Origin of the sequence: Halomonas sp. IOP_6 (assembly GCF_021151565.1) — a bacterium.
Lineage (GTDB): Bacteria > Pseudomonadota > Gammaproteobacteria > Pseudomonadales > Halomonadaceae > Vreelandella > Vreelandella alkaliphila.
The window spans coordinates 132604-151798 of sequence record NZ_JAIRBO010000001.1; the positions used below are offsets into that span (position 1 = coordinate 132604).

A 19195-nucleotide genomic window follows, 5' to 3' on the forward strand; every position below is an offset into this window, starting at 1 on the left:
TCCTAAAATTCTGGACCGATGGAAAAATGCAGCCGCCAATCGTCTTCATCGTCAAATGGGTGTGCTACATCAAGTCGGATAGGACCCACAGGGGAAATCCAACGTACACCAACCCCTGCGCCCGTTTTTAATTCTTCTGGCCCCCAGTCATCGAAGGCATCTCCAGTATCGACAAAAGTGGCTCCCCACCAGTCTCCAGAAACTCGACGCTGATACTCGAGGGTCGAGGTCAGCATTTGCTGGCCGCCACGTAAAAGCCCTTCTTCATTTCGCGGCGATAGGCTTTCATAGGAGTAACCCCGAACGCTTCGGTCGCCGCCTGCAAAGAATCGCAACGAGGGTGGCAGCTTATCGAAATTATCTGTTTCGATAGCACCGATACTTAGCCTTGCAGAAAAGCGGTTGTCATCGCCGATGGTGCGAATCCATTCAGTATCGCCTGTTACACGTGCGAATTGGGCGTCTGAGCCCCATAGGGTGTCTGAGTACTCAATCGATAATTGTTGTCTATCTCCCCAAAGCGGAAACCGCTGGGGGCGCGTTCTCGTACGAGACCACTGAATGCCTGGATAAAACAGTAATACTTCATCAGACACTCCCCCTTGGGTGAAGTCTTCGTAGGTGGTGCGGAAGTAAAGTGTTTGCACCCAACGGTTTTCAAATTCCCATCGACGAGCAATTTCTACGGTGCCCTCTAATGATTGGGTATCACCGTCATCCAGGTTACGCACACCATATTGAAGGCGATAGCTGTCACGTAGAGGGTCTTCTAATGGAATATTGTAGGTACCGGTGAAACGCTGGTCGGGTGCTGAAACATACAGATCATGATTTAAACTATGACCAAAACGATTGATCCATGGCTGTTTCCAGCCAAATCGCATACGCGGCCCTACGTCAGTTGCGAAGCCAACCCCGACTTCAAATTGATGGCGATCAGCAGGCTCTACACTTACGTCAATAGGCAAGCTGGTATCGTCTCGTTTAGTTATGCTAAGTGCGCTGGCAAACGCTACGCTGGAAAGTCTGGGGCGTTGGGGCTGTGATGCTGTTGCTTCATCCCACCACGGTGAGCCACCCGTTGGTGGCGATAAGGTCAGTTCGCGTGCTGTCGCTAAACGTGGTCGAACCGTCACAGAGCTGAACCATCCTGTTTCAGCCAAACGTTGATTATAAAGGGCTACCGATTCCGCTAGATAAGGCTCTCCCGACGTAAAGGTCTGCATTTGAAGTAACCGCTCAGGCTCAATATGGCTGCCTGCAATAGTCGTATTGCCAAATTGATAGCGTGGACCGCTGTTGAAATCCATATAGAGACGAGCGCTTTCAAGGTAGGGTCTTATTTCCATTCGGCGATCGGTAAACTCCGAGTCGAAATAACCACGTTCCAGTGCTAAGCCTGAAAACTGGTTGCGCAGGCGATCCCATGGGGCATGCCGCAATGTATCGCCTTCCTTCAAGGGAAATGCATCGAGTGCTTCCTGAAACGGAGGATCATCGCTCGCTTCACCGGCGATATTGACAGAAAGCACATCGATTTTGACCGGCGAACCGGGCTCGATACGGAGTGTGATGGGTGAGCTACCAACCTCAACCGTAATGTCTGGTTCGTAGTAGCCGAAAACGCGCATGGCTTCTTGCGCACGTTTCCGTATCTCACCTTCTAACCTGACATCGGTGTATTGCTCTTCATTAATATTTTGTAGATAAGCATTAATATTGGCCTCAACTTCACTGCTAACACCATTGATGGAAGCGTTGAGTGCCCACAAAGGTGCTGACCACGTTACAAGAAGTGGTAAAACCACCCCACAAGTCGCTTTTTTAACGGTAGGCCATCGCCGTTTTCTTTCCATGCAATTCATCCCTAACCAAATCAGCGACTCGGTGGCTTTATTACTAATTGCCCTATGATACCGGCAATCTTTAACGGTGTATTTCTAGCGGAGCATCTCCATCTGGGCACTGAATGCCAGTTGGGCTTGCCGCACCTGACGGATATCACTTTCTAAGGTGTTTAACCGTTGTGCCCACTGCTGCTCAAGCGCTTCTAAAGCTTCTTGAGTAGCTGGGATATCAGTACTTCTTAGCGTTTCGAGAGCAGAGTTTACCTCAGTAAAGCGCTGATCGATCTCTTCTTGCCATGTTGTAACCTTTGTTGCCAATTCGCTGCTCTCATTTTCCAGTTGAGCAACCTCATCTAACCGGCTTGCAGTAGCAGACAAGCGTTGTGACAGCATTTCTTCGAGGTAAGTTACTTCTTCTGCTAAATTTTGCCGCCCAGACATGCCCGCTTGCTCAAGTGAATCAAGTGATGTGCGTATTGCGGCAAGTTGTTGGTCACGCAACGCTGCTTGTTCTTCCAACAGACTAATACGGTCAGCAATGCTGCTCAGGGCATCACCATTAATGAGCTCTTCGTTTGACGTCAAGAGCCCGTACAGCTCTTCACGTGTGCTTGTCACCGCAACGGCTAATTGCTCTTGCTCTTGGAACAGTGTTCTCATCTGTGCTTGTAAAAAGGCTATCGCATCTTGTGTATCCGTGTCACCTGAGTCGAGTCTTGCATGAAGATTAGACACTTCTCCACTAACGCGATGCACCTCTTCTAATAAGCGTTCTCTTTCATACCAAAGGCCCCCTGCTGCGGCGCCCAGCGAAATGATAATAAGCATCATCAATAACCACAATGGCCACAGTTTGGGCCCCCTGCGATGACGCAAGTGTTGTGCGGTCAAGCTTTGATCCACATCGGGAACAATGCGAGAAGATGCAGTACTGTTGGGCATGACTTTTCCTCAATACGTTGTGGGATCTGCTCGACGCCCGATTCCTCTATACCGTAAGCCACAGCTAGCCACGAAGGCTGGATCATAAATATTTCGTCCATCCAACACCAACTTAGCGCTCAATAAGGAGGCTAAACGATGCCAGTCAGGGTTCCAATAAGATTTCCATTCAGTCACCAACATTAGTGCGTCGGCTCCTTCACATGCCAGATAAGGGTCACTGGTAAACGTAGTTAGATCGTTTCGGTCACCGACAGCGTTGAGCAGCGCGGGGGTTGCCGCTGGATCATGAAGCTTCACCTTCACCCCTTGTGCCCATAAGGCGGCAAGGAGTGTCAGCACTGGCGCATGATCGATTCGGGTAGTTCCAGGTTTAAAGGCAGCCCCCCAAATAGCAATTGTTTTGCCGGCTAAATCGCCCTCGAAGAACGTCCATAGCTTCCTAAATAACGTCTCTTTTTTCTGTTCATTGATGTCCATTACTTGCTCTAGCAATGCCGAATTACGACCACTGGCTGACTGAACATCAGCTAAGCGCATTAGGTCGCGAGAGAAATTGGGGCCACCAAAGCCACAGCCAGGATATAAATATTCATAACCAATGCGAGTATCAGCCCCCATGCCTTGGCGTACATGTTCAACGTCAACTCCGAGCGTGTCTGCTAGTCCTGCAATCTCGTTCATGTAGCTGATACGTGTTGCCAACATGCCGTTAATAGCGAGCTTAGTCAGCTCAGCCGCTCTACAAGGCATACGCTGGAACACATCATTGCGGCGATTAAAGGCACGTAAAAGCTCGCGCGCCACCTGTTCACCTGTTGCATCGTCACAGCCGAGCAGCCAGCGTGAAGGACGCGTAAATGAGAGCCAGGCCCGCCCTTCTTCCAAAGTGTCGGGTAAGGCAACGCTATTGTGCTGGGGCCCCATAAGCGCGTGCAACTGCTCTGTTTCGCCTACTGGAAATGTTGAATTATTAATTAATACAGCACCACTATGGCGCTCAAATATAGAGGCTTCAAGCAGTGCCTTGGCCGCCTGACGCTGATTGGGCGACAGAGCCAACCAAACTACATCAGGAGAGTGAGCCTGCTCTGGCGCTTCAATGATTCTCAGTGTTCCACTGGCTAACGCTTGTTCAATATGCGTCATTAACTCAGGCTCACTGCGCAACCAGTCCGCCTTTAAAAGCTGTGGCCATGGTGCGCTTTCGTGTAGTAGCCACTCAACTTGATGGCCTACCCAGGCTAACGCTGCGGCGGCGGTGGCGGCACTTAGTTCACTTCCGTGGAGTAATACTCGCATTCATCACGCTCCCTGAGAAAATAAAAGTCGCGAAAATAGGGGGTTAAGATTCATGTCGCGTTCCTTTTCATGCGTTCCTTTCCAGGAGTGGTTAGAATGACATAATACTGAACGACTGGTTGGTTGCCACCTTCATGCCAACTTACCGACAATGGGAGTTAAAACATGCAAGCGATACCTCAGGATAGCACTACTCATCGCAACCACGACAATGTCGACGCAGCGGAAGTTGCGAAATTTGAAGCACTTGCTAGTCGTTGGTGGGACACAGAGGGGGAATTCAAGCCGCTGCACGCTATCAATCCCTTGCGGCTTGACTTTATTGACGCGCGTGCAGGCTTAGCCGGTAAGAAGGTGCTTGATGTCGGCTGTGGTGGTGGGATTTTAAGTGAATCGATGGCCCATCGAGGTGCTAATGTTACCGGCATTGATCTTGGAGAAGCGCCCCTTAACGTTGCCCGACTACATGCGGCAGAAAGCGGTGCATCGGTGGACTATCGGCTGATAAGTGTTGAAGCGTTAGCAGCAGAGCAGCCAGGGCATTATGACATCGTAACCTGCATGGAAATGCTTGAGCATGTGCCTGACCCTGCATCGGTCATTCGTGCTTGCAGTGAGCTGGTTCGCCCTGGGGGCTACGTTTTCTTCTCGACCCTAAATCGTACCCCTAAATCGTATGCTTTTGCGATTTTAGGTGCTGAGTATGTGCTTAAGCTATTGCCGCGCGGCACCCATGATTATGCAAAATTTATACGTCCTTCTGAGATGGCCGCATGGGCAAGAGCCTCAGACCTTGAGATTAATGAACAAACGGGACTGACCTATAATCCGTTGACTCGTCACTACCGCTTGGTCGCAAATGATGTATCGGTCAATTACATGATGTATTGCCGAAAAGCGAGCCAATAAATGTCAACATCAATACCTGAAGCCATACTGTTTGATCTAGACGGAACTCTTGTTGACACTGCCCCTGATCTTGCTGAAGCAACGAATGCATTGAGGCGGCATCATGGGCTGACACCACTGCCCTATGGGAAAATACGAGGTCAGGTTTCTAACGGAGGCAGTGCCTTAGTAACCTTGGCTATTGGTATCGAAAGTGGTTCAACTGAACATGATACGGCGCGACAGTATTTGTTAGATAATTATGAAAAAGCAGTTGCTGTTCACAGTCGGCTATTTGAACCCCTTGACCAATGGCTAGACCGCTGGCATTCAGCATCACGCTTGTGGGGAATCGTAACGAACAAACCAAGGCGCTATACCCTTCCGCTACTTGAGGCCCTGGCGCTCACGCCAGGAGCTCTTTTATGTGCAGATGATCTAGCGGTCAGAAAACCCGCTCCGGAACCTCTTTGGGAGGCTGCGCGCAGGCTTAACGTGGCGCCACAAGCGTGTTGGTACGTCGGTGATCATATCCGTGATATGGAGGCAGCAAAAGCGGCGGGAATGACGGCTGTTGCCGTTGGCTACGGGTATATCAGTGAGGAAGACGACTATCAGCAATGGCCAGCTGACTTATGGTTTGAAACCTGTAAAGACTTAGTCGATGCTCTGACTGCTTTTCATTCATAGCGTTAATTGAATGAAAACGCATAGAGCATCGACAAGCGGTGCGGTACGTCAGAAAGCTATGGGCAAGGTACGTTTATGCACGTGGTGGTTGAGCGTCAAATTTCTGGCCACTAACCCCCGTGCTGTCTGGCCCCATAAGCCATAAGTAAGTGGGCATGATTTCCTCAGGGGTACGCAGCGTCAACGGATCTTCGCCTGGATAAGCAGTTCGGCGCATTTGGGTACGTGTTGCCCCTGGGTTTAACGTATTGACTCGCACAGTAGACTGGTTTTCAAGTTCGTCAGCAAGCACTTCCACAAAACCTTCAGTGGCGAACTTTGAAACCGAATATGCCCCCCAGTAGGCTCGGCCTTTTCGCCCAACGCTTGATGAGGTGAAGACCACAGAAGCATCAGCTGACTGCTGAAGCAGTGGTAGCAACGCTTGGGTCATCCAAATAGGCCCATTGATATTGACCTGCATGACTTGTTCCCACAACGCTGGATTGTACTGCTCAAAAGGAGTAATTCTGCCTAGCAAGCCAGCGTTATGCAGCAATCCATCTAAACGACCAAATTCTTTGTCCAGCGTTTCAGCCATGTCGTGAAAATCTTTGAGTGTTGCACCCTCAAAGTTGAGCGGAAAAATTGCAGGCTGTGGCCCGCCTTCTGCTTCAATTTCGTCGTAGACACGCTCAAGCTTGGCTATCGTGCGGCCAAGCAGTATCACGGTTGCCCCATGGCGGGCGTAGGTAAGTGCAGCAGCACGTCCAATTCCATCACCCGCACCGGTTACCAACACGACGCGGTTTTCCAAAAGATTGGACGCTGGTTGATAGTCGATTTTGCAGCTCATGAGGTTTCCTTGATACAAAAGTGTAAACAGACGTTATCCTGCAGACTGACGTAAAAAGTCATTGGCAAGTCCTGCAGCGCTACTCTGCGGATAATCATCACGTACTTGTTCCAGCAGTTCACGACTGCGCTCAGCCTCGCCCTGCCGCGCTTTTACTAACCCTAGCTTATAAAGCGCATCGGGTACTTTACTGCTGCCGCTGTACTGCTCAATAACACGGCTAAATGATTCATCAGCAGCGCCAAGTTCACCTTCAGCAGCATAAAGCTCCCCCAGCCAGTAATGTCCGTTCGCGGTCAGACTGCTGTCGGGGTGATCAGTAACAAAGGCTTTAAATGCATTGATCGCATCTTCGAATTGACGTGCTTGAACGTGGGCAAACGCTGCTTGGTAGTCAGCCTGAGCGTCTTCGCTGACGTTCCGAGTAGAAGCTGCGTTGGCAACTTGCTCTGCCGCCTCGGGTTCCACTGCAGGAGTCGATTGTTCAATTTGGCTAGGGCCGCTATTCATCAAACGATCTTCAATATCCAGGTATTGCTGCTGTGATTGCCGACGAAGCTGCTCTAACTGGTGTCGAAGTTCTTCAATTTGACCACGTAGTTGTTGAATCTCCTTCTGGTGTTCTTGTACCTGATTAAATAGTACTAAATTACCACCAGAAGCTTCATGGCGCTGAGCTTCCTGATAAAACCCGCCTGACCCCGATGATAAGTCATGCACTAATGGCTGCTGACCAAAGGCTGTTAAAGGCAATACGGACAGCGGGAGCACTATGGCTCCCGCACCGCACAGCCTCTCAAAATAACGTTTGAGACTGTGGATCATGATGACTCCGAACATTAAGGGTTGGCGCGCAGCGCGCGCCAATGCCATCAGTAATTAAAGACAACACGACGGTTCTGAGCGTAAGCGCTTTCGCTTTGACCGCTAGCCACCGGACGCTCTTCACCATAGCTCACAACGCTCATTTGAGACGGTGATACGCCTTGGATATTCAAGAAACGCTGTACAGCGTTAGCACGACGCTCACCAAGAGCCATGTTGTATTCACGTGTGCCACGCTCATCGGTGTGTCCATGCAGGACAACACGCGAGTTCGGGTTGGCGCGTAAATAGCGGGCATGTGCCATTACAACCGACTCATACTCACTCTTGATGGTATCGCGGTCAAAATCGAAATGAATGGTGCGCACTTCTGGAATGCGAGAATCGGCTTGTTGACCAGCGCCTGCGCCGGAACCAGATGTAGAACCATACTGGCCACCAGTGCCAGCACCTGAGGTGCTAGTTCCTGTGCCATCCTGGCTTCCATAAGAGTCGCCGTCCTGGGTTCCGCCGGTGCTGGAACAGCCAGCGATAACTACGATAGATAACGCTACTGCCAATGAGCGAGCCAACGGTTTAAGTTGCATAATCAGACTCCTTGCCTGAAAACAAAAAAATAAAACTTTTCGTCAATCAATTTAAAAAAGGTGACCACGCGGGATCGCGCACATCACCCTGCGCTGCGGGTAATCTAAATGACGAGCGGCCATCCGCTGAAACGGCACTTAACACCCCATTACTACCCTGTTGGGTAGCGAAGATTACCATGGTCCCGTTCGGCGCAACACTAGGGGATTCATCTCTTGTTGTTTCACTGATGACAACAAGGCGTCCTCCATCACGCTCCTGACGTGCAACTTGGTATCCACGGTTGGAGCGGTGAATTAAAAAGATATACTCCCCGTCAGGTGAATAGCGTGCGCGCGCATTGTAGTTACCGGTGAATGTGATGCGATTTGCTTCACCGCTACCTAGCGAATATTCATAAATTTGCGGCCCACCGCTACGGTCAGAGGTAAACAACAGACTACGTCCATCAGGTGCCCAAGCTGGCTCGGTATCAATGCTACTGTTTTGAGTTATACGCTCTACTGAGCGATTATTGATATCTAGGATATAAATTTCTGGTTGTCCATCTTTGGACAGTGACATAGCGATTTTGCGCCCGTCAGGTGACCATGTAGGAGCACCATTGATACCGTCGAAAGAAGTTGCCTGTATCCGTTGCCCAGTTGAAACATCTTGAATATAGATAGCCGGACGCTCTGTTTCAAAGGATACGTATGCCAGTTTCCGACCATCGGGAGACCATGCAGGTGACATGATCGGTTGGTCGGAGGTAAGCACTTGTTGACTATTACGACCATCTGCATCGGCCACATACAGACCAAATTGCATATTATCGCCTAATCCTTGAGCAGTTACATAAGCAATTTGAGTTGAGAAAGCACCCCGGATATCAGTAATTTCTTCAAAAATTTGATCGCTAATATAGTGAGCAGCACCACGTAAATCGTTCGTGCTTGCAGTGACCGTTTCGCCAATCATACGGCGCTGTCCACTGATATCCATTAACTCAAATTGAATCTGATAACCACTACCTGTCTGTTGCGCTCTACCTACCACTAAATATCGCACATCTAGAGAACGCCAAGTGCCAAACTCAACGTCATCCGCCTGGCTTGGCCTATCAAACATCGCACTGCGTTCTAAAGGCGCAAAAAAGCCGCTGCGTTCGAGATTGTCCTGGATGATTTGAGCCACGTCTTCAGGCATGTTATCACCGCCTGCAAAGGGAACGATACCAATCGGTAAGGCTTGGTCGCTCCCACGTGTTATTTCGATAGTTAGGTTTGCATTTGCATAACTACTAACGAATAGCAGCACACAAAACAGCCACACTTTGCTTATGGTTTGCATCAGCGAACATCCCCCGGGGTAAATCGCAGATTAAATTGACGTAAGTTACGCTGCTGCTCTGCGGGCAAATCCCTCAGCTCGCTGAACGGAGCAGCGTGTTCAACAGCCTGCATTGCAGACCGATCAAAGGCACTATCACCACTAGATGAAGCGATAGTGGTTAAAAGTACCTCTCCTGATGGGCCAAGCCTTACTTGAATCGTAGCACTCATTGCGTCACTGGCACCTGCTGGAATTAACCATGCCTGCTCTACCGCTCGACGCACAATATTAATAAAACCATTCGCAGCTTGCTGCGCCTGCTGTGCGTTAGCAGCAGCCTGGGCTTCTCCCTCTAGCTGACGCTGCATGGCCGCCTCGGCTTCCCGTTGGCGCTGAGCTTCTGCCTCGGCTTCCCGTTGGCGCTGAGATTCTGCCTCGGCTTCCCGTTGGCGCTGGGCTTCTGCCTCGGCTTCCCGTTGGCGCTGGGCTTCTGCCTCGGCTTCCCGTTGGCGCTGAGCTTCTGCCTCGGCTTCCCGTTGGCGCTGGGCTTCTGCCTCGGCTTCCCGCTGGCGCTGGGCTTCTGCCTCGGCTTCCCGCTGGCGCTGGGCTTCTGCCTCGGCTTCCCGCTGGCGCTGGGCTTCTGCCTCGGCTTCCCGCTGGCGCTGGGCTTCTGCCTCGGCTTCCCGTTGAGCCTCTTCTCTGGCTTGAGCTTCTACTTCCTGCTGTTCGGCTAGACGCTGTGCTTCTTCTTCTCGTCGCTGCGCCTCGGCTTCGGCCTGAGCTCGAGCCTCCTGCAGCTCGCGAGCTTGCTCTTCTGCTCGCGCTTGAGCTTCTTCTCTCGCAGCGGCTTCGTCTGCCTGCTGCTGCAATGCTTCTTGCTCACTTGCATCAGGCTCAGGTGCTGGCTCAGCCTCATCGGGGTCGGTTGAACTATTGAGAGCTGCTTGTTGATCCGTCGTTTGCTGTGCTTGATCAGTGAATGTTTCAGTACTGACGAACGTCGCTTGCACAATAGAGGATGAGTCTGGTTCTGCCGTAGAGCTTGGCAGACTAACCAAACTAAAAAGCACAACTAATAGATGCACCGTAACCGCCAGGACGGTAGGCCACGTATAGCCAACATCCTGTGGGTCGCGGGGTGGTTTGATTGCCATTTGCGCGCTACGTTTAACCATCTTGTGGCGGCTCAGATAACAGACCTACATTAGCGACACCCGAGCGTTGCAGTGTGCTCATCAATAAGACTATTTGTCCGTATGGAACGTTGCGATCGCCGCGAACCATGACAGGCGTCTCAGGTCTTCGCTGTAATATCGCTGTTACTCGCTCTGCCATTTGCTCAAGAGAGACAGCCGTTGAGTCTTCGCCAAGCGTGATGAAATAGCCTCCATCCTGATCGACAGAGATAATAATCGGATCGCTTTCGTCTTGGCTTTCGATAGGCTCTGATGTGACTTGAGGCAGGTCGACTTGCACCCCTTGAGTGAGCATTGGTGCGGTGATCATAAAGATCACCAGCAAGACCAGCATGACGTCAATAAAGGGGACTACGTTGATTTCAGCCATCGGCTTTTTATTGCCGCTGCGATTAAACGGGCCTTGCATAGCGTACTCCCTTAGCTAGCGCTGGACTTACTTTCACGACCTTGCAAATTACGGTGCAAGATAGCGTGAAATTCCTCGGCAAAGTCTTCGTACTTGCCCAACAAACGAGCGGCATCATTCGATAGACGGTTATAGAAAATTACCGCAGGAATAGCTGCAAACAGGCCCATGGCTGTTGCAATTAACGCTTCAGCAATCCAGGGGGCAACGGTTGCCAATGTAGCTTGCTGTGTCATAGAAAGGGACTGGAAAGACCCCATAATCCCCCAAACCGTTCCGAACAAGCCAATGTAAGGGCTCGCGGATGCCACCGTTGCGAGAAATACAAGATGCTGCGTTAGGCGGTCTTCTTCCCGGGACCAGGCGACTCGCATACTCCGCTGCACGCCTTCTAAGATGGTGTCGGGGTTACGGGTTTTTGGCATTAAGCGATTAAATTCGCGAAAGCCCGCCTGGAAAATATGCTCTGCTCCATAGCGTGGGTCGTCAGCAGGAATTTCCCGGTATAACTCGTTTAAATCGACACCCGACCAAAAGGATTCTTCAAATTGGTTGTATTCCTGTTTTGCCCTGCGCAGGGCAATGCTACGTTGGAAAATAACCACCCATGAGAGGATTGACCCCACCACCAGCAGTAACATCACCAGCTGAACAACCGTGCTGGCACTCATTATCAAGTGGGGGATGGACATGGTGTTATCGTTCACAGTTACCCTCATCAAGCTATTAATGTCGGAATTTCCGAACAGTGGTGGTATATAAAGGTCATGAAGTACGCACGCTACATCGTGCTATCTACTCCATAGGTTTACACATGTCATAGGTTTATGCGTGTTTTCGATGTTCGTCTTAAACTAATCAACCAAGCGCTTGCAATGTTTTTGGCCATGCTTTTGGCCGCATCTTATGCGCGCATAAGCAGGCTATCTCGACTGTAGCAGCGCATAAGAGTTCCTCATCTCGCTGCACTTGCTGCAAAAAAGTCATCCGGCATCGACCAACATTCTCAATATTTGTACTGACAATAAGTGCGTCATCCAAGCGTGCCGGCTTGCTGTAGTGACAGGCCAAGCGATATACCACTAGCTGGGTGCCATCGTCTAGCAAAGATTGCTGATTAAGGCCTAGCGTACGTAACCATTCGCTGCGGGCGCGCTCCATAAACTTCAAGTAGTTAACGTAGTAGACAATTCCACCGGCGTCAGTATCTTCCATATATACGCGCACCGGCATCGTGAACCCATTGCTCATGGGCGCCGCTCTCCTTCTGGATCAATAGCATGTTCGTGAGGCGTTTTATTGAAGTGTAGCCACGCTTGTCGCGTCACTACGCGCCCCCTTGGCGTGCGCATCATCAGCCCCTGCTGTATTAGGTAAGGTTCGATGACGTCTTCAATGGTACCGCGTTCTTCACTAATAGCGGCTGAGATTGAGTCAATCCCAACAGGTCCGCCATCAAATTTATCGATCATTGCCAACAAGAGCCGCCGATCCATATGATCCAGCCCATGGTGATCGACATTCAGCATGTTGAGTGCCGCATCGGCGAGAGTAACATCAACGATGCCATTGCCCTTTATTTCTGCATAGTCACGTACGCGACGCAGCAGCCTATTGGCAATACGCGGGGTGCCTCTGGAGCGCTTGGCAACCTCCACTGCGCCTTCATGGCTCGTTTCAACACCTAGCAAGCGGGCAGAGCGAGTCACAATCTCAGTCAGCTCTTCAAGGTTGTAAAACTCCAGGCGTTGCACAATGCCAAAGCGGTCACGTAATGGAGAGGTTAGTAAGCCTGCGCGCGTTGTCGCACCTACTAAGGTAAAGCGAGGCAAATCTAGTTTGATTGAGCGGGCTGCGGGCCCTTCACCGATCATAATATCCAGTTGGAAATCTTCCATTGCCGGATAAAGTACCTCTTCTACCACGGGTGACAGCCGGTGAATTTCATCAATAAACAGTACATCACCTGGCTCTAGGTTCGTCAGCATGGCTGCTAAATCACCTGCACGCTCAAGCACTGGGCCAGAAGTTGACTTCAGCCCTACCCCCATCTCGGTAGCAATAATATTCGCAAGCGTTGTTTTACCCAGCCCAGGGGGCCCAAATACCAAGGTATGATCTAGGCTTTCCTGACGTAGCTTTGCGGCCCCCATGAAAATCTCAAGCTGCTCGCGTACCCGTGGCTGCCCAATATAATCCTTTAAGTGTTTGGGACGAATAGCATGATCAATACGCCCTTCCCCTTGTTCGGGCTCAGCCGCAATTAATCGGTCATGTTCTAACATAAAGTGCGCACTATCAGTCGTTCCATGAAATAACCCACGTTGTTACCCAGTCATGCGTTTTGTCAGCGCGGCTTTAATAATCGCCTCTGTTGACTGCTTGGGATTAATGTCAGCCAGCATTTTTGAGGCTTCAGTCAGCTTATAGCCCAAGCTCACCAGGGCAGCTTCCGCATCTGCTAATGAGTCACGGGGAGCAGGTTCACCATTCGCCGCTTCTAACGCGAGGGGCGCATCCGCCGCGTTCCCCCATTCAGGGAAACGGTCACGCATTTCAATAATTAACCGCTCGGCGGTTTTTTTACCAACGCCCGGAAGCTTCGTCAGTGCTTTGCTATCGTCGTCACGGACGCAGCGCATAAAGGCGGCTTCGTCCATTCCAGAAAGGATAGCTAGTGCTAGCTTTGGCCCTACGCCGTTGACTTTGATTAGGGCACGAAACAGTGCGCGCTCTTGTTCACGGCCAAAGCCGTAAAGCAAATGGGCATCATCACGAATTGTAAGATGCGTATACATGGATACGCTCTCACCTACGGCTGGAAGTGCCACTAGGGTATTCATAGAGGCTTCAAGCTCGTAACCGACACCATGCACATCAACCACAATCCAAGGGGGGTGCTTTTCTAACAAAAAACCATTAATACGACCGATCATAGGTATGCTCGCAATAATAAAAAGCAGTCATTTACTATAAAGACACTCTGTACAAATGACCAGTAAGCAGCTAAAGCCGCCACCGCCCTGTGCTGCGCCGACGACTGCCCTTAGAGGGTGCAACAAGTAAGCCATGTCCTGCATACGCATGGGTAAGCGCGATAGCTAGCGCATCCGCGGCGTCCGCCTGTGGCGTTGAGGAGAGCTGCAGAATAGCGGTGACCATATGTTGCACCTGGCTTTTCTCCGCCCCGCCTTGGCCAGTAACGGCTTGTTTGATCTGCCGTGCTGCGTATTCTGCAATGTTCAGACCGTGATTCGCGATGCAGACGAGAGCCGTGCCCCGTGCTTGGCCAAGCTTCAATGCTGAATCGGGATTTTTAGCCATAAAGACTCGCTCAACGGCGACGGCATTGGGCCGATGCAGCCCCACTACTTCGCTTAAACCTGCATAAATTTGCGCCAAACGCTGCTCTAAAGGGCCATCGGTCGTTCTAATGCAGCCACTGGCGACATAATGAGGCTTAACACCTATTAAATCGATGACACCATAGCCCGTGATACGCGAACCAGGGTCGATACCCAAAATCCTAATCGCGGGAGCGGGCTGTTTTTCATCCATGGCAGCTGTCCTATTGGTAGCGAGCGGTTCAAACAAAAACACCGACGCCTAAACGTCGGTGCTGAACTACTAGTTGGCGAACTTCTCGTTGCTGAGCTACAAAGCAGAGCTGAGCAATTATTCGCTGGCGGTCTCTGCTTTCGCTTTTTGGCGCAGACGGATGTTCAAGTCTTTCAACTGATCCGCGCTGACTTCACCTGGTGCATCAGTCATTAAACAGCCGGCGCTTTGGGTTTTCGGGAAGGCAATCACTTCACGAATTGTCTTAGCTCCAGCCATCAGCATCACTAAACGATCTAAACCGAACGCTAGACCGCCATGGGGAGGCGCACCGTATTGCAGAGCATCCAGCAGGAAGCCAAATTTTTCTTGCGCTTCCTCTTGGCCAATGCCCAAAATTTCAAACACAGTGCTTTGCATGGTTTGATCGTGAATACGAATAGAACCACCACCGAGCTCGGTTCCGTTAAGCACCATATCGTAAGCACGCGACAAGGCCTTTGCTGGGTCAGCTTTAAGCGCTTCTGGCGAGCAAGAAGGTGCAGTAAACGGGTGATGTAACGGGCTGAGGCGACCGTTGTCGTCCGCTTCAAACATCGGGAAATCGACAACCCATAACGGCGCCCACGCCTGGGTGTAAAGCTCAAGGTCGGCACCCAACTTGACGCGTAATGCACCAATGGCCTCATTGACGATGCGCGCTTTATCCGCACCAAAGAAAATGATATCGCCATCTTCAGCGCCTACGCGATCAAGCAGCTCTTCAACCACATTTTCCATGAACTTAACAATGGGTGATTGAAGACCTTCAAGCCCTTTGGCACGCTCATTGACCTTAATCCACGCCAGCCCTTTCGCACCGTAAATACCAACGAACTTAGTATATTCGTCGATCTCTTTACGAGACAATTTGGCGCCACCCGGCACTTTCAATGCCGCTACGCGGCCGTCTTCCGCACTTGCAGGTCCCGAGAAGACTTTGAAATCAACCTGCTGCATCAGGTCATCAACATCGGTCAACTCTAGCGGAATGCGCAGGTCAGGCTTATCAGAGCCAAAGCGATCCATTGCTTCTTGCCAAGTCATCCGTGGGAACTCAGGCAGCTCAACGCTCAGCACTTCCTGGAAGAGTTGACGAATCATGGCTTCGGTAATGCCCATGATATCGTCTTCTTCCACAAAAGAGGCTTCGATATCGATTTGCGTGAATTCAGGCTGGCGATCAGCCCGCAGATCTTCATCACGGAAGCATTTAGCAATCTGATAGTAGCGATCAAAACCAGCCACCATTAACAGCTGCTTAAACAACTGTGGCGACTGCGGTAATGCAAAGAAGCTGCCTGCATGTGTCCGGCTAGGAACGAGGTAGTCGCGGGCACCTTCCGGCGTTGCGCGAGTCAATACCGGCGTCTCGATATCCAGGAAGCCTTGGTTTTCCAAGTAAGCGCGGACGTTATGAGAAATACGCGAACGCAAGCGAAGCTTCTCAATCATATCCGGGCGTCGAAGGTCGATATAGCGATGCTTTAAGCGAACCTCCTCGCCTACTTTGTTTTGTTCATCCAACTGAAAAGGTGGAGTGGCTGCTGTGTTGAGCACCTCCACCTCTTTAGCTAATACCTCAATCATGCCCGTTGGCATGTTAGGATTTTGCGTTCCTTCAGGGCGCAGCCGGACACGGCCAGTAATACGAAGCACATACTCACTGCGAGCACGGTCAGCATTAGCAAATGCCTCGGCGGTATCTGGGTCGACAACGAACTGAGCGATGCCATCGCGATCGCGCATATCCAGAAAAATGACCCCACCATGATCACGGCGGCGATGAACCCAACCGCAGACAGTGACCGTTTGTTCCACCAAAGTTTCGTTAAGCTGGCCGCAATAATGGCTGCGCATGTCTAATCCTGTTCTGTTACGTGGCAATGAGATTGTCGTGGGCCGTTCTGACCCTGACAACCGCGGCTAAGCCGCGGCGCCCTTTTTCGTTGATGCGCTACTGGTATCGTTTGTGGCACCAGTGCTAGAAGTAGATTGGCCTTCTGCTGCCAAGTTTTTCTTACTTCCTGTTTTAAAATCGGTTTCATACCAACCGCCGCCAGCAAGGCGGAAACCAGCTGCTGAGACCAAGCGTTCAAGACTGGCTCGCTGGCACGCGGGGCAATCCTTAAGCGGATCCGCGCTGATTTTCTGCAATTTTTCCATGCGATGACCGCAGGCCTTGCACTCGTACTCATAGATGGGCATGTTGATAACTCCTGAAAAGCTCAACTCCGACAGGCTAAGTTTGTATAGACTGGCAAATCCAACGCTTGCCAGGCAAAAAATATGTGGCCTGTTGGGATAAATTCCAAGACTGCGGTTGATAGAGCGACACATTATACCCTTTTGTGCCCCCTGCTGAGCAAGGCCAAGTGCCTTTCGGCAGATAATGGAGAAAAGAAAAATGCCCAATGCGGTAATGCTGGATGCCGAGAGCTTAGGCGCGGATATCAATCTAACAGCAATTCGAGACATTGTTAGTCATTTAGAGGTGTATCAGCAAAGCACTGCCGAACAGGCAAGTGAGCGCTTGTCAGATGCGGACATAGCGATCGTCAACAAGGTTGTACTGAACGCAGAAACACTATCAGCCTTGCCCAAACTCAAGCTTATATGTGTGCTGGCGACAGGGCTTAACAATATTGATCTCGACACAGCTAAAGCCCAAAACATTCTTGTAAAGAACGTCACCGCCTACGGAACAGCAAGCGTTTCTCAGCACACATTAATGTTAATGCTGACACTGGCAAACCGATTGCCACGTTACCAAGCTGACATCGCACGAGGCGAATGGCAGCGCAGCGGTTTCTTTTGCTTACAAGCCCACTCGACGCTGCAGCTTTCCAATAAGCATCTGGTGATGGTGGGGCAAGGTGAGCTTGGCTCAGAAGTGGCACGTTTAGCTGAAGCGTTTGGGATGAAAGTTACATTTGCTGCTCGTCCTGGCAATGAATCAAACGACAAACGGCCCTCTCTCGACGATTTATTACCGACGGCAGATATTATAAGTTTGCATTGCCCGCTGAACGAAACAACCAAGCACCTTATTAATCGCACACGATTGGCAAACGCAAAGTCATCACTGCTATTAGTCAACTGTGCCCGGGGCGGCATCATTGATGAAGAAGCGGCACTTGAGGCGCTTCGTGCTGGCAAGATTGGAGGGTTAGCGGTTGATGTGCTCCCCACTGAGCCTCCGAAAGAAGGTCATCCTCTATTAACAGCATTAGCAGAAGGAGAGGCACTTAATTTGATAGTGACCCCTCACAATGCTTGGATCACCCCTGAGGCTCGCCAGAACATTGTGGCGCTCACTGCTGATAATATTAAGCAATGGCAAACTGAGGCGAGTGGATTAAGCGCCAATTAGTAGGTTGCGAAATGATCAGGAGCGCGGTGGCCATCTAGCACTTCAATAGTGACATGGGTTACCTGCGCTCCTTTGGGCCCCTGCCATAACCATTCAGTAAGAGAAGCTACGGCAGTGGAATTACCGCATAGCACTACCTCTACCCGTCCATCGGGTAAGTTTTTGGCGTAGCCCGTTAGCCCTTGTTGAAGCGCTTGTTCCTGTGTTGAACGCCGAAACCATACTCCCTGCACTTTTCCTGTTACATAGGCGCGTACACAACAAGTAGACATAAACTGTCCTCTCAGTGTTTATACAATAGCGTTTATAGACTTCAGCCTGGTAAATCGACAGGCTGAAGTCTGTTGATATCCACTCTTTTCAAACGAGCTCTCTATAGGGCTCTTTTTACCCACCTTTTTTAAACCAATTCTTGTCTTACACTAACTCTCGCTTCACCAGCACTGCACTATTACGTGGCACCAATGGCCGCCCACGACGAAGTAGCAAGGAACGAGTAAAAGCGGCACCAAACAGTAGAATTAATGAACTGTAATATACCCATAATAGAATCATCACAACAGACCCCGCTGCGCCATAAGTAGACGCTGTGGCGGTATATGTTAAATAAATAGCAATAACGCTGCGTCCAATTGTAAACAGTACGGCGGTTACTACTGCGCCAATCAACACATCCTGCCAACGGAGAACAACATCCGGCAATACTTTGAAAATAGTAGCGAATAACAATGCCACCATCGCAAGTGAAATTAATGACTCAAGCGATGTCGTTAATAAACTGGCATAGGGCAATAAATTTCCAGCTCCGTGGAGCATCCCTCGCAAGGCAACCGCCAACACTAACGATATTAGTAGGATGAAGCCAATAGACAGTACGACCGTTAAAGAAAGTAAACGATTTTTTATAAAGATAAGAGCACTGTTGGAGGTGGGCTTTGCAGTAACGCCCCAGATGGTATTGAGCGAAAATTGCATCTGTGCAAACACGGTCGTGGCCCCTACTAACAAGGCCACAAAGCCAAGCACTGTTGGTAAGATACCTGACTCTTCGATACGTGATTGGACAACGGCCTGCTCAATCGCAAGTGCTGCGTCAGCGCCTAACGTGTCCTGAAGCTGAGCAACTATTTGCCCTTGAGCAGCATCTTCACCCAGCACCACGCCTATCACTGTTACCGCGATAATAACGGTAGGCGCCAAGGAGAAAAGTGTGTAGAACGCTAATGATCCGGCATAGCTGAAGGCATTTCGTTCAAGCCATAACGCCGTTGCATCTTGAACCACGTTCCACCAAAAAATGATCGTTTTTTTCAGCATATTCATTCCCTTAACAAAAGAGTGTCCCTATCAAGCACTAGCGCAAGATACATCTAACAATCATACCGAACT

At 50.5% G+C, this 19195-nt stretch carries 21 protein-coding genes; 3 read left to right on the plus strand and 18 right to left on the minus strand.

The window, feature by feature from the left end:
• Positions 1-2: 2 nt before the first annotated feature.
• The 3 genes from tamA to K7H08_RS00660 form a co-directional block, all read right to left on the minus strand.
• Positions 3-1856 (minus strand): autotransporter assembly complex protein TamA, encoded by a 1854-nt coding sequence (gene tamA / locus K7H08_RS00650; protein ID WP_198349713.1) that lies wholly within the window; start codon positions 1854-1856, stop codon positions 3-5.
• 84 nt (positions 1857-1940) lie between these two features.
• A complete protein-coding gene (locus K7H08_RS00655) occupies positions 1941-2789 on the minus strand; it encodes a hypothetical protein (protein ID WP_231656942.1) in 849 nt (282 codons plus the stop codon).
• Between the two features lie 9 nt (positions 2790-2798).
• On the minus strand, positions 2799-4091 hold the full coding sequence (locus K7H08_RS00660) for a nucleotide sugar dehydrogenase (protein ID WP_231656943.1): 1293 nt from the start codon (positions 4089-4091) through the stop codon (positions 2799-2801).
• A gap of 165 nt (positions 4092-4256) precedes the next feature.
• Here K7H08_RS00660 and ubiG point away from each other — a divergent pair, with 165 nt between their 5' ends.
• Both ubiG and K7H08_RS00670 read left to right on the plus strand, forming a co-directional pair.
• Positions 4257-5000: a bifunctional 2-polyprenyl-6-hydroxyphenol methylase/3-demethylubiquinol 3-O-methyltransferase UbiG gene (ubiG, locus tag K7H08_RS00665; RefSeq protein WP_231656944.1), complete on the plus strand. Its 744-nt coding sequence runs from the start codon at positions 4257-4259 to the stop codon at positions 4998-5000.
• Positions 5001-5669: an HAD-IA family hydrolase gene (locus K7H08_RS00670; RefSeq protein WP_198349709.1), complete on the plus strand. Its 669-nt coding sequence runs from the start codon at positions 5001-5003 to the stop codon at positions 5667-5669.
• 73 nt (positions 5670-5742) lie between these two features.
• Here the strand turns inward: K7H08_RS00670 and K7H08_RS00675 are convergent, their stop codons facing one another.
• The 13 genes from K7H08_RS00675 to K7H08_RS00735 form a co-directional block, all read right to left on the minus strand.
• On the minus strand, positions 5743-6504 hold the full coding sequence (locus K7H08_RS00675; RefSeq protein WP_038484305.1) for a YciK family oxidoreductase: 762 nt from the start codon (positions 6502-6504) through the stop codon (positions 5743-5745).
• A 33-nt stretch (positions 6505-6537) separates the two neighbouring features.
• A complete protein-coding gene (gene ybgF / locus K7H08_RS00680) occupies positions 6538-7329 on the minus strand; it encodes a tol-pal system protein YbgF (RefSeq protein WP_038484308.1) in 792 nt (263 codons plus the stop codon).
• 47 nt (positions 7330-7376) lie between these two features.
• Positions 7377-7916 carry a peptidoglycan-associated lipoprotein Pal gene (gene pal / locus K7H08_RS00685; RefSeq protein WP_231656945.1) on the minus strand — a complete coding sequence of 180 codons (540 nt, stop codon included), beginning with the start codon at positions 7914-7916 and terminating at the stop codon, positions 7377-7379.
• A gap of 46 nt (positions 7917-7962) precedes the next feature.
• A complete protein-coding gene (gene tolB / locus K7H08_RS00690; RefSeq protein ID WP_038484314.1) occupies positions 7963-9249 on the minus strand; it encodes a Tol-Pal system beta propeller repeat protein TolB in 1287 nt (428 codons plus the stop codon).
• On the minus strand, positions 9249-10406 hold the full coding sequence (tolA, locus tag K7H08_RS00695; protein WP_231656946.1) for a cell envelope integrity protein TolA: 1158 nt from the start codon (positions 10404-10406) through the stop codon (positions 9249-9251). Before tolA ends, tolB begins: the two co-directional genes overlap by 1 nt.
• Positions 10399-10836 carry a protein TolR gene (tolR, locus tag K7H08_RS00700; RefSeq protein WP_120386936.1) on the minus strand — a complete coding sequence of 146 codons (438 nt, stop codon included), beginning with the start codon at positions 10834-10836 and terminating at the stop codon, positions 10399-10401. Before tolR ends, tolA begins: the two co-directional genes overlap by 8 nt.
• Before the next feature lie 11 nt (positions 10837-10847).
• On the minus strand, positions 10848-11528 hold the full coding sequence (gene tolQ / locus K7H08_RS00705; protein ID WP_226912576.1) for a protein TolQ: 681 nt from the start codon (positions 11526-11528) through the stop codon (positions 10848-10850).
• 166 nt (positions 11529-11694) lie between these two features.
• On the minus strand, positions 11695-12087 hold the full coding sequence (ybgC, locus tag K7H08_RS00710; protein WP_269438739.1) for a tol-pal system-associated acyl-CoA thioesterase: 393 nt from the start codon (positions 12085-12087) through the stop codon (positions 11695-11697).
• Complete coding sequence (gene ruvB, locus K7H08_RS00715; protein WP_095602952.1) at positions 12084-13121, minus strand: Holliday junction branch migration DNA helicase RuvB; 1038 nt, start codon at positions 13119-13121, stop codon at positions 12084-12086. The genes ybgC and ruvB overlap by 4 nt, the downstream gene beginning before the upstream one ends.
• 42 nt (positions 13122-13163) lie before the next feature.
• Entirely contained in the window at positions 13164-13772 is a 609-nt protein-coding gene (ruvA, locus tag K7H08_RS00720; protein ID WP_231656947.1) for a Holliday junction branch migration protein RuvA, read from the minus strand.
• A 70-nt stretch (positions 13773-13842) separates the two neighbouring features.
• The gene (ruvC, locus tag K7H08_RS00725) at positions 13843-14394 is read right to left on the minus strand and encodes a crossover junction endodeoxyribonuclease RuvC (protein ID WP_231656948.1); all 552 of its coding nucleotides are present in this window, start codon (positions 14392-14394) and stop codon (positions 13843-13845) included.
• Positions 14395-14511: 117 nt separating this feature from the next.
• Positions 14512-16293 (minus strand): aspartate--tRNA ligase, encoded by a 1782-nt coding sequence (gene aspS / locus K7H08_RS00730; RefSeq protein WP_231656949.1) that lies wholly within the window; start codon positions 16291-16293, stop codon positions 14512-14514.
• Positions 16294-16359: 66 nt separating this feature from the next.
• The gene (locus K7H08_RS00735) at positions 16360-16641 is read right to left on the minus strand and encodes an FmdB family zinc ribbon protein (RefSeq protein ID WP_231656950.1); all 282 of its coding nucleotides are present in this window, start codon (positions 16639-16641) and stop codon (positions 16360-16362) included.
• A gap of 199 nt (positions 16642-16840) precedes the next feature.
• Between K7H08_RS00735 and K7H08_RS00740 the strand changes: the two genes are divergently transcribed.
• Positions 16841-17806: a D-2-hydroxyacid dehydrogenase gene (locus K7H08_RS00740; RefSeq protein WP_231656951.1), complete on the plus strand. Its 966-nt coding sequence runs from the start codon at positions 16841-16843 to the stop codon at positions 17804-17806.
• Here K7H08_RS00740 and yccX read toward each other — a convergent pair.
• Positions 17803-18078 (minus strand): acylphosphatase, encoded by a 276-nt coding sequence (gene yccX, locus K7H08_RS00745; RefSeq protein ID WP_231656952.1) that lies wholly within the window; start codon positions 18076-18078, stop codon positions 17803-17805. The genes K7H08_RS00740 and yccX overlap by 4 nt on opposite strands.
• A gap of 145 nt (positions 18079-18223) precedes the next feature.
• The gene (locus K7H08_RS00750; RefSeq protein WP_095602958.1) at positions 18224-19123 is read right to left on the minus strand and encodes a YihY/virulence factor BrkB family protein; all 900 of its coding nucleotides are present in this window, start codon (positions 19121-19123) and stop codon (positions 18224-18226) included.
• Between the last annotated feature and the right edge of the window lie 72 nt (positions 19124-19195).

Excerpts from the sequence above, each read along its gene's own strand:
- K7H08_RS00660 (WP_231656943.1), bottom strand. The coding sequence starts at position 4,091 with ATGCGAGTATTACTCCACGGAAGTGAACTAAGTGCCGCCACCGCCGCC.
- tolA (WP_231656946.1), bottom strand. The coding sequence starts at position 10,406 with ATGGTTAAACGTAGCGCGCAAATGGCAATCAAACCACCCCGCGACCCA.
- K7H08_RS00735 (WP_231656950.1), bottom strand. The coding sequence starts at position 16,641 with ATGCCCATCTATGAGTACGAGTGCAAGGCCTGCGGTCATCGCATGGAA.
- tolB (WP_038484314.1), bottom strand. The coding sequence starts at position 9,249 with ATGCAAACCATAAGCAAAGTGTGGCTGTTTTGTGTGCTGCTATTCGTT.
- pal (WP_231656945.1), bottom strand. The coding sequence starts at position 7,916 with ATGCAACTTAAACCGTTGGCTCGCTCATTGGCAGTAGCGTTATCTATC.
- ubiG (WP_231656944.1), top strand. The coding sequence starts at position 4,257 with ATGCAAGCGATACCTCAGGATAGCACTACTCATCGCAACCACGACAAT.
- K7H08_RS00675 (WP_038484305.1), bottom strand. The coding sequence starts at position 6,504 with ATGAGCTGCAAAATCGACTATCAACCAGCGTCCAATCTTTTGGAAAAC.
- aspS (WP_231656949.1), bottom strand. The coding sequence starts at position 16,293 with ATGCGCAGCCATTATTGCGGCCAGCTTAACGAAACTTTGGTGGAACAA.
- tamA (WP_198349713.1), bottom strand. The coding sequence starts at position 1,856 with ATGGAAAGAAAACGGCGATGGCCTACCGTTAAAAAAGCGACTTGTGGG.
- ruvA (WP_231656947.1), bottom strand. The coding sequence starts at position 13,772 with ATGATCGGTCGTATTAATGGTTTTTTGTTAGAAAAGCACCCCCCTTGG.
- ybgC (WP_269438739.1), bottom strand. The coding sequence starts at position 12,087 with ATGAGCAATGGGTTCACGATGCCGGTGCGCGTATATATGGAAGATACT.
- K7H08_RS00750 (WP_095602958.1), bottom strand. The coding sequence starts at position 19,123 with ATGCTGAAAAAAACGATCATTTTTTGGTGGAACGTGGTTCAAGATGCA.
- tolR (WP_120386936.1), bottom strand. The coding sequence starts at position 10,836 with ATGCAAGGCCCGTTTAATCGCAGCGGCAATAAAAAGCCGATGGCTGAA.
- ruvB (WP_095602952.1), bottom strand. The coding sequence starts at position 13,121 with ATGTTAGAACATGACCGATTAATTGCGGCTGAGCCCGAACAAGGGGAA.
- K7H08_RS00740 (WP_231656951.1), top strand. The coding sequence starts at position 16,841 with ATGCCCAATGCGGTAATGCTGGATGCCGAGAGCTTAGGCGCGGATATC.
- ruvC (WP_231656948.1), bottom strand. The coding sequence starts at position 14,394 with ATGGATGAAAAACAGCCCGCTCCCGCGATTAGGATTTTGGGTATCGAC.
- K7H08_RS00670 (WP_198349709.1), top strand. The coding sequence starts at position 5,001 with ATGTCAACATCAATACCTGAAGCCATACTGTTTGATCTAGACGGAACT.
- yccX (WP_231656952.1), bottom strand. The coding sequence starts at position 18,078 with ATGTCTACTTGTTGTGTACGCGCCTATGTAACAGGAAAAGTGCAGGGA.
- ybgF (WP_038484308.1), bottom strand. The coding sequence starts at position 7,329 with ATGATCCACAGTCTCAAACGTTATTTTGAGAGGCTGTGCGGTGCGGGA.
- tolQ (WP_226912576.1), bottom strand. The coding sequence starts at position 11,528 with ATGTCCATCCCCCACTTGATAATGAGTGCCAGCACGGTTGTTCAGCTG.
- K7H08_RS00655 (WP_231656942.1), bottom strand. The coding sequence starts at position 2,789 with ATGCCCAACAGTACTGCATCTTCTCGCATTGTTCCCGATGTGGATCAA.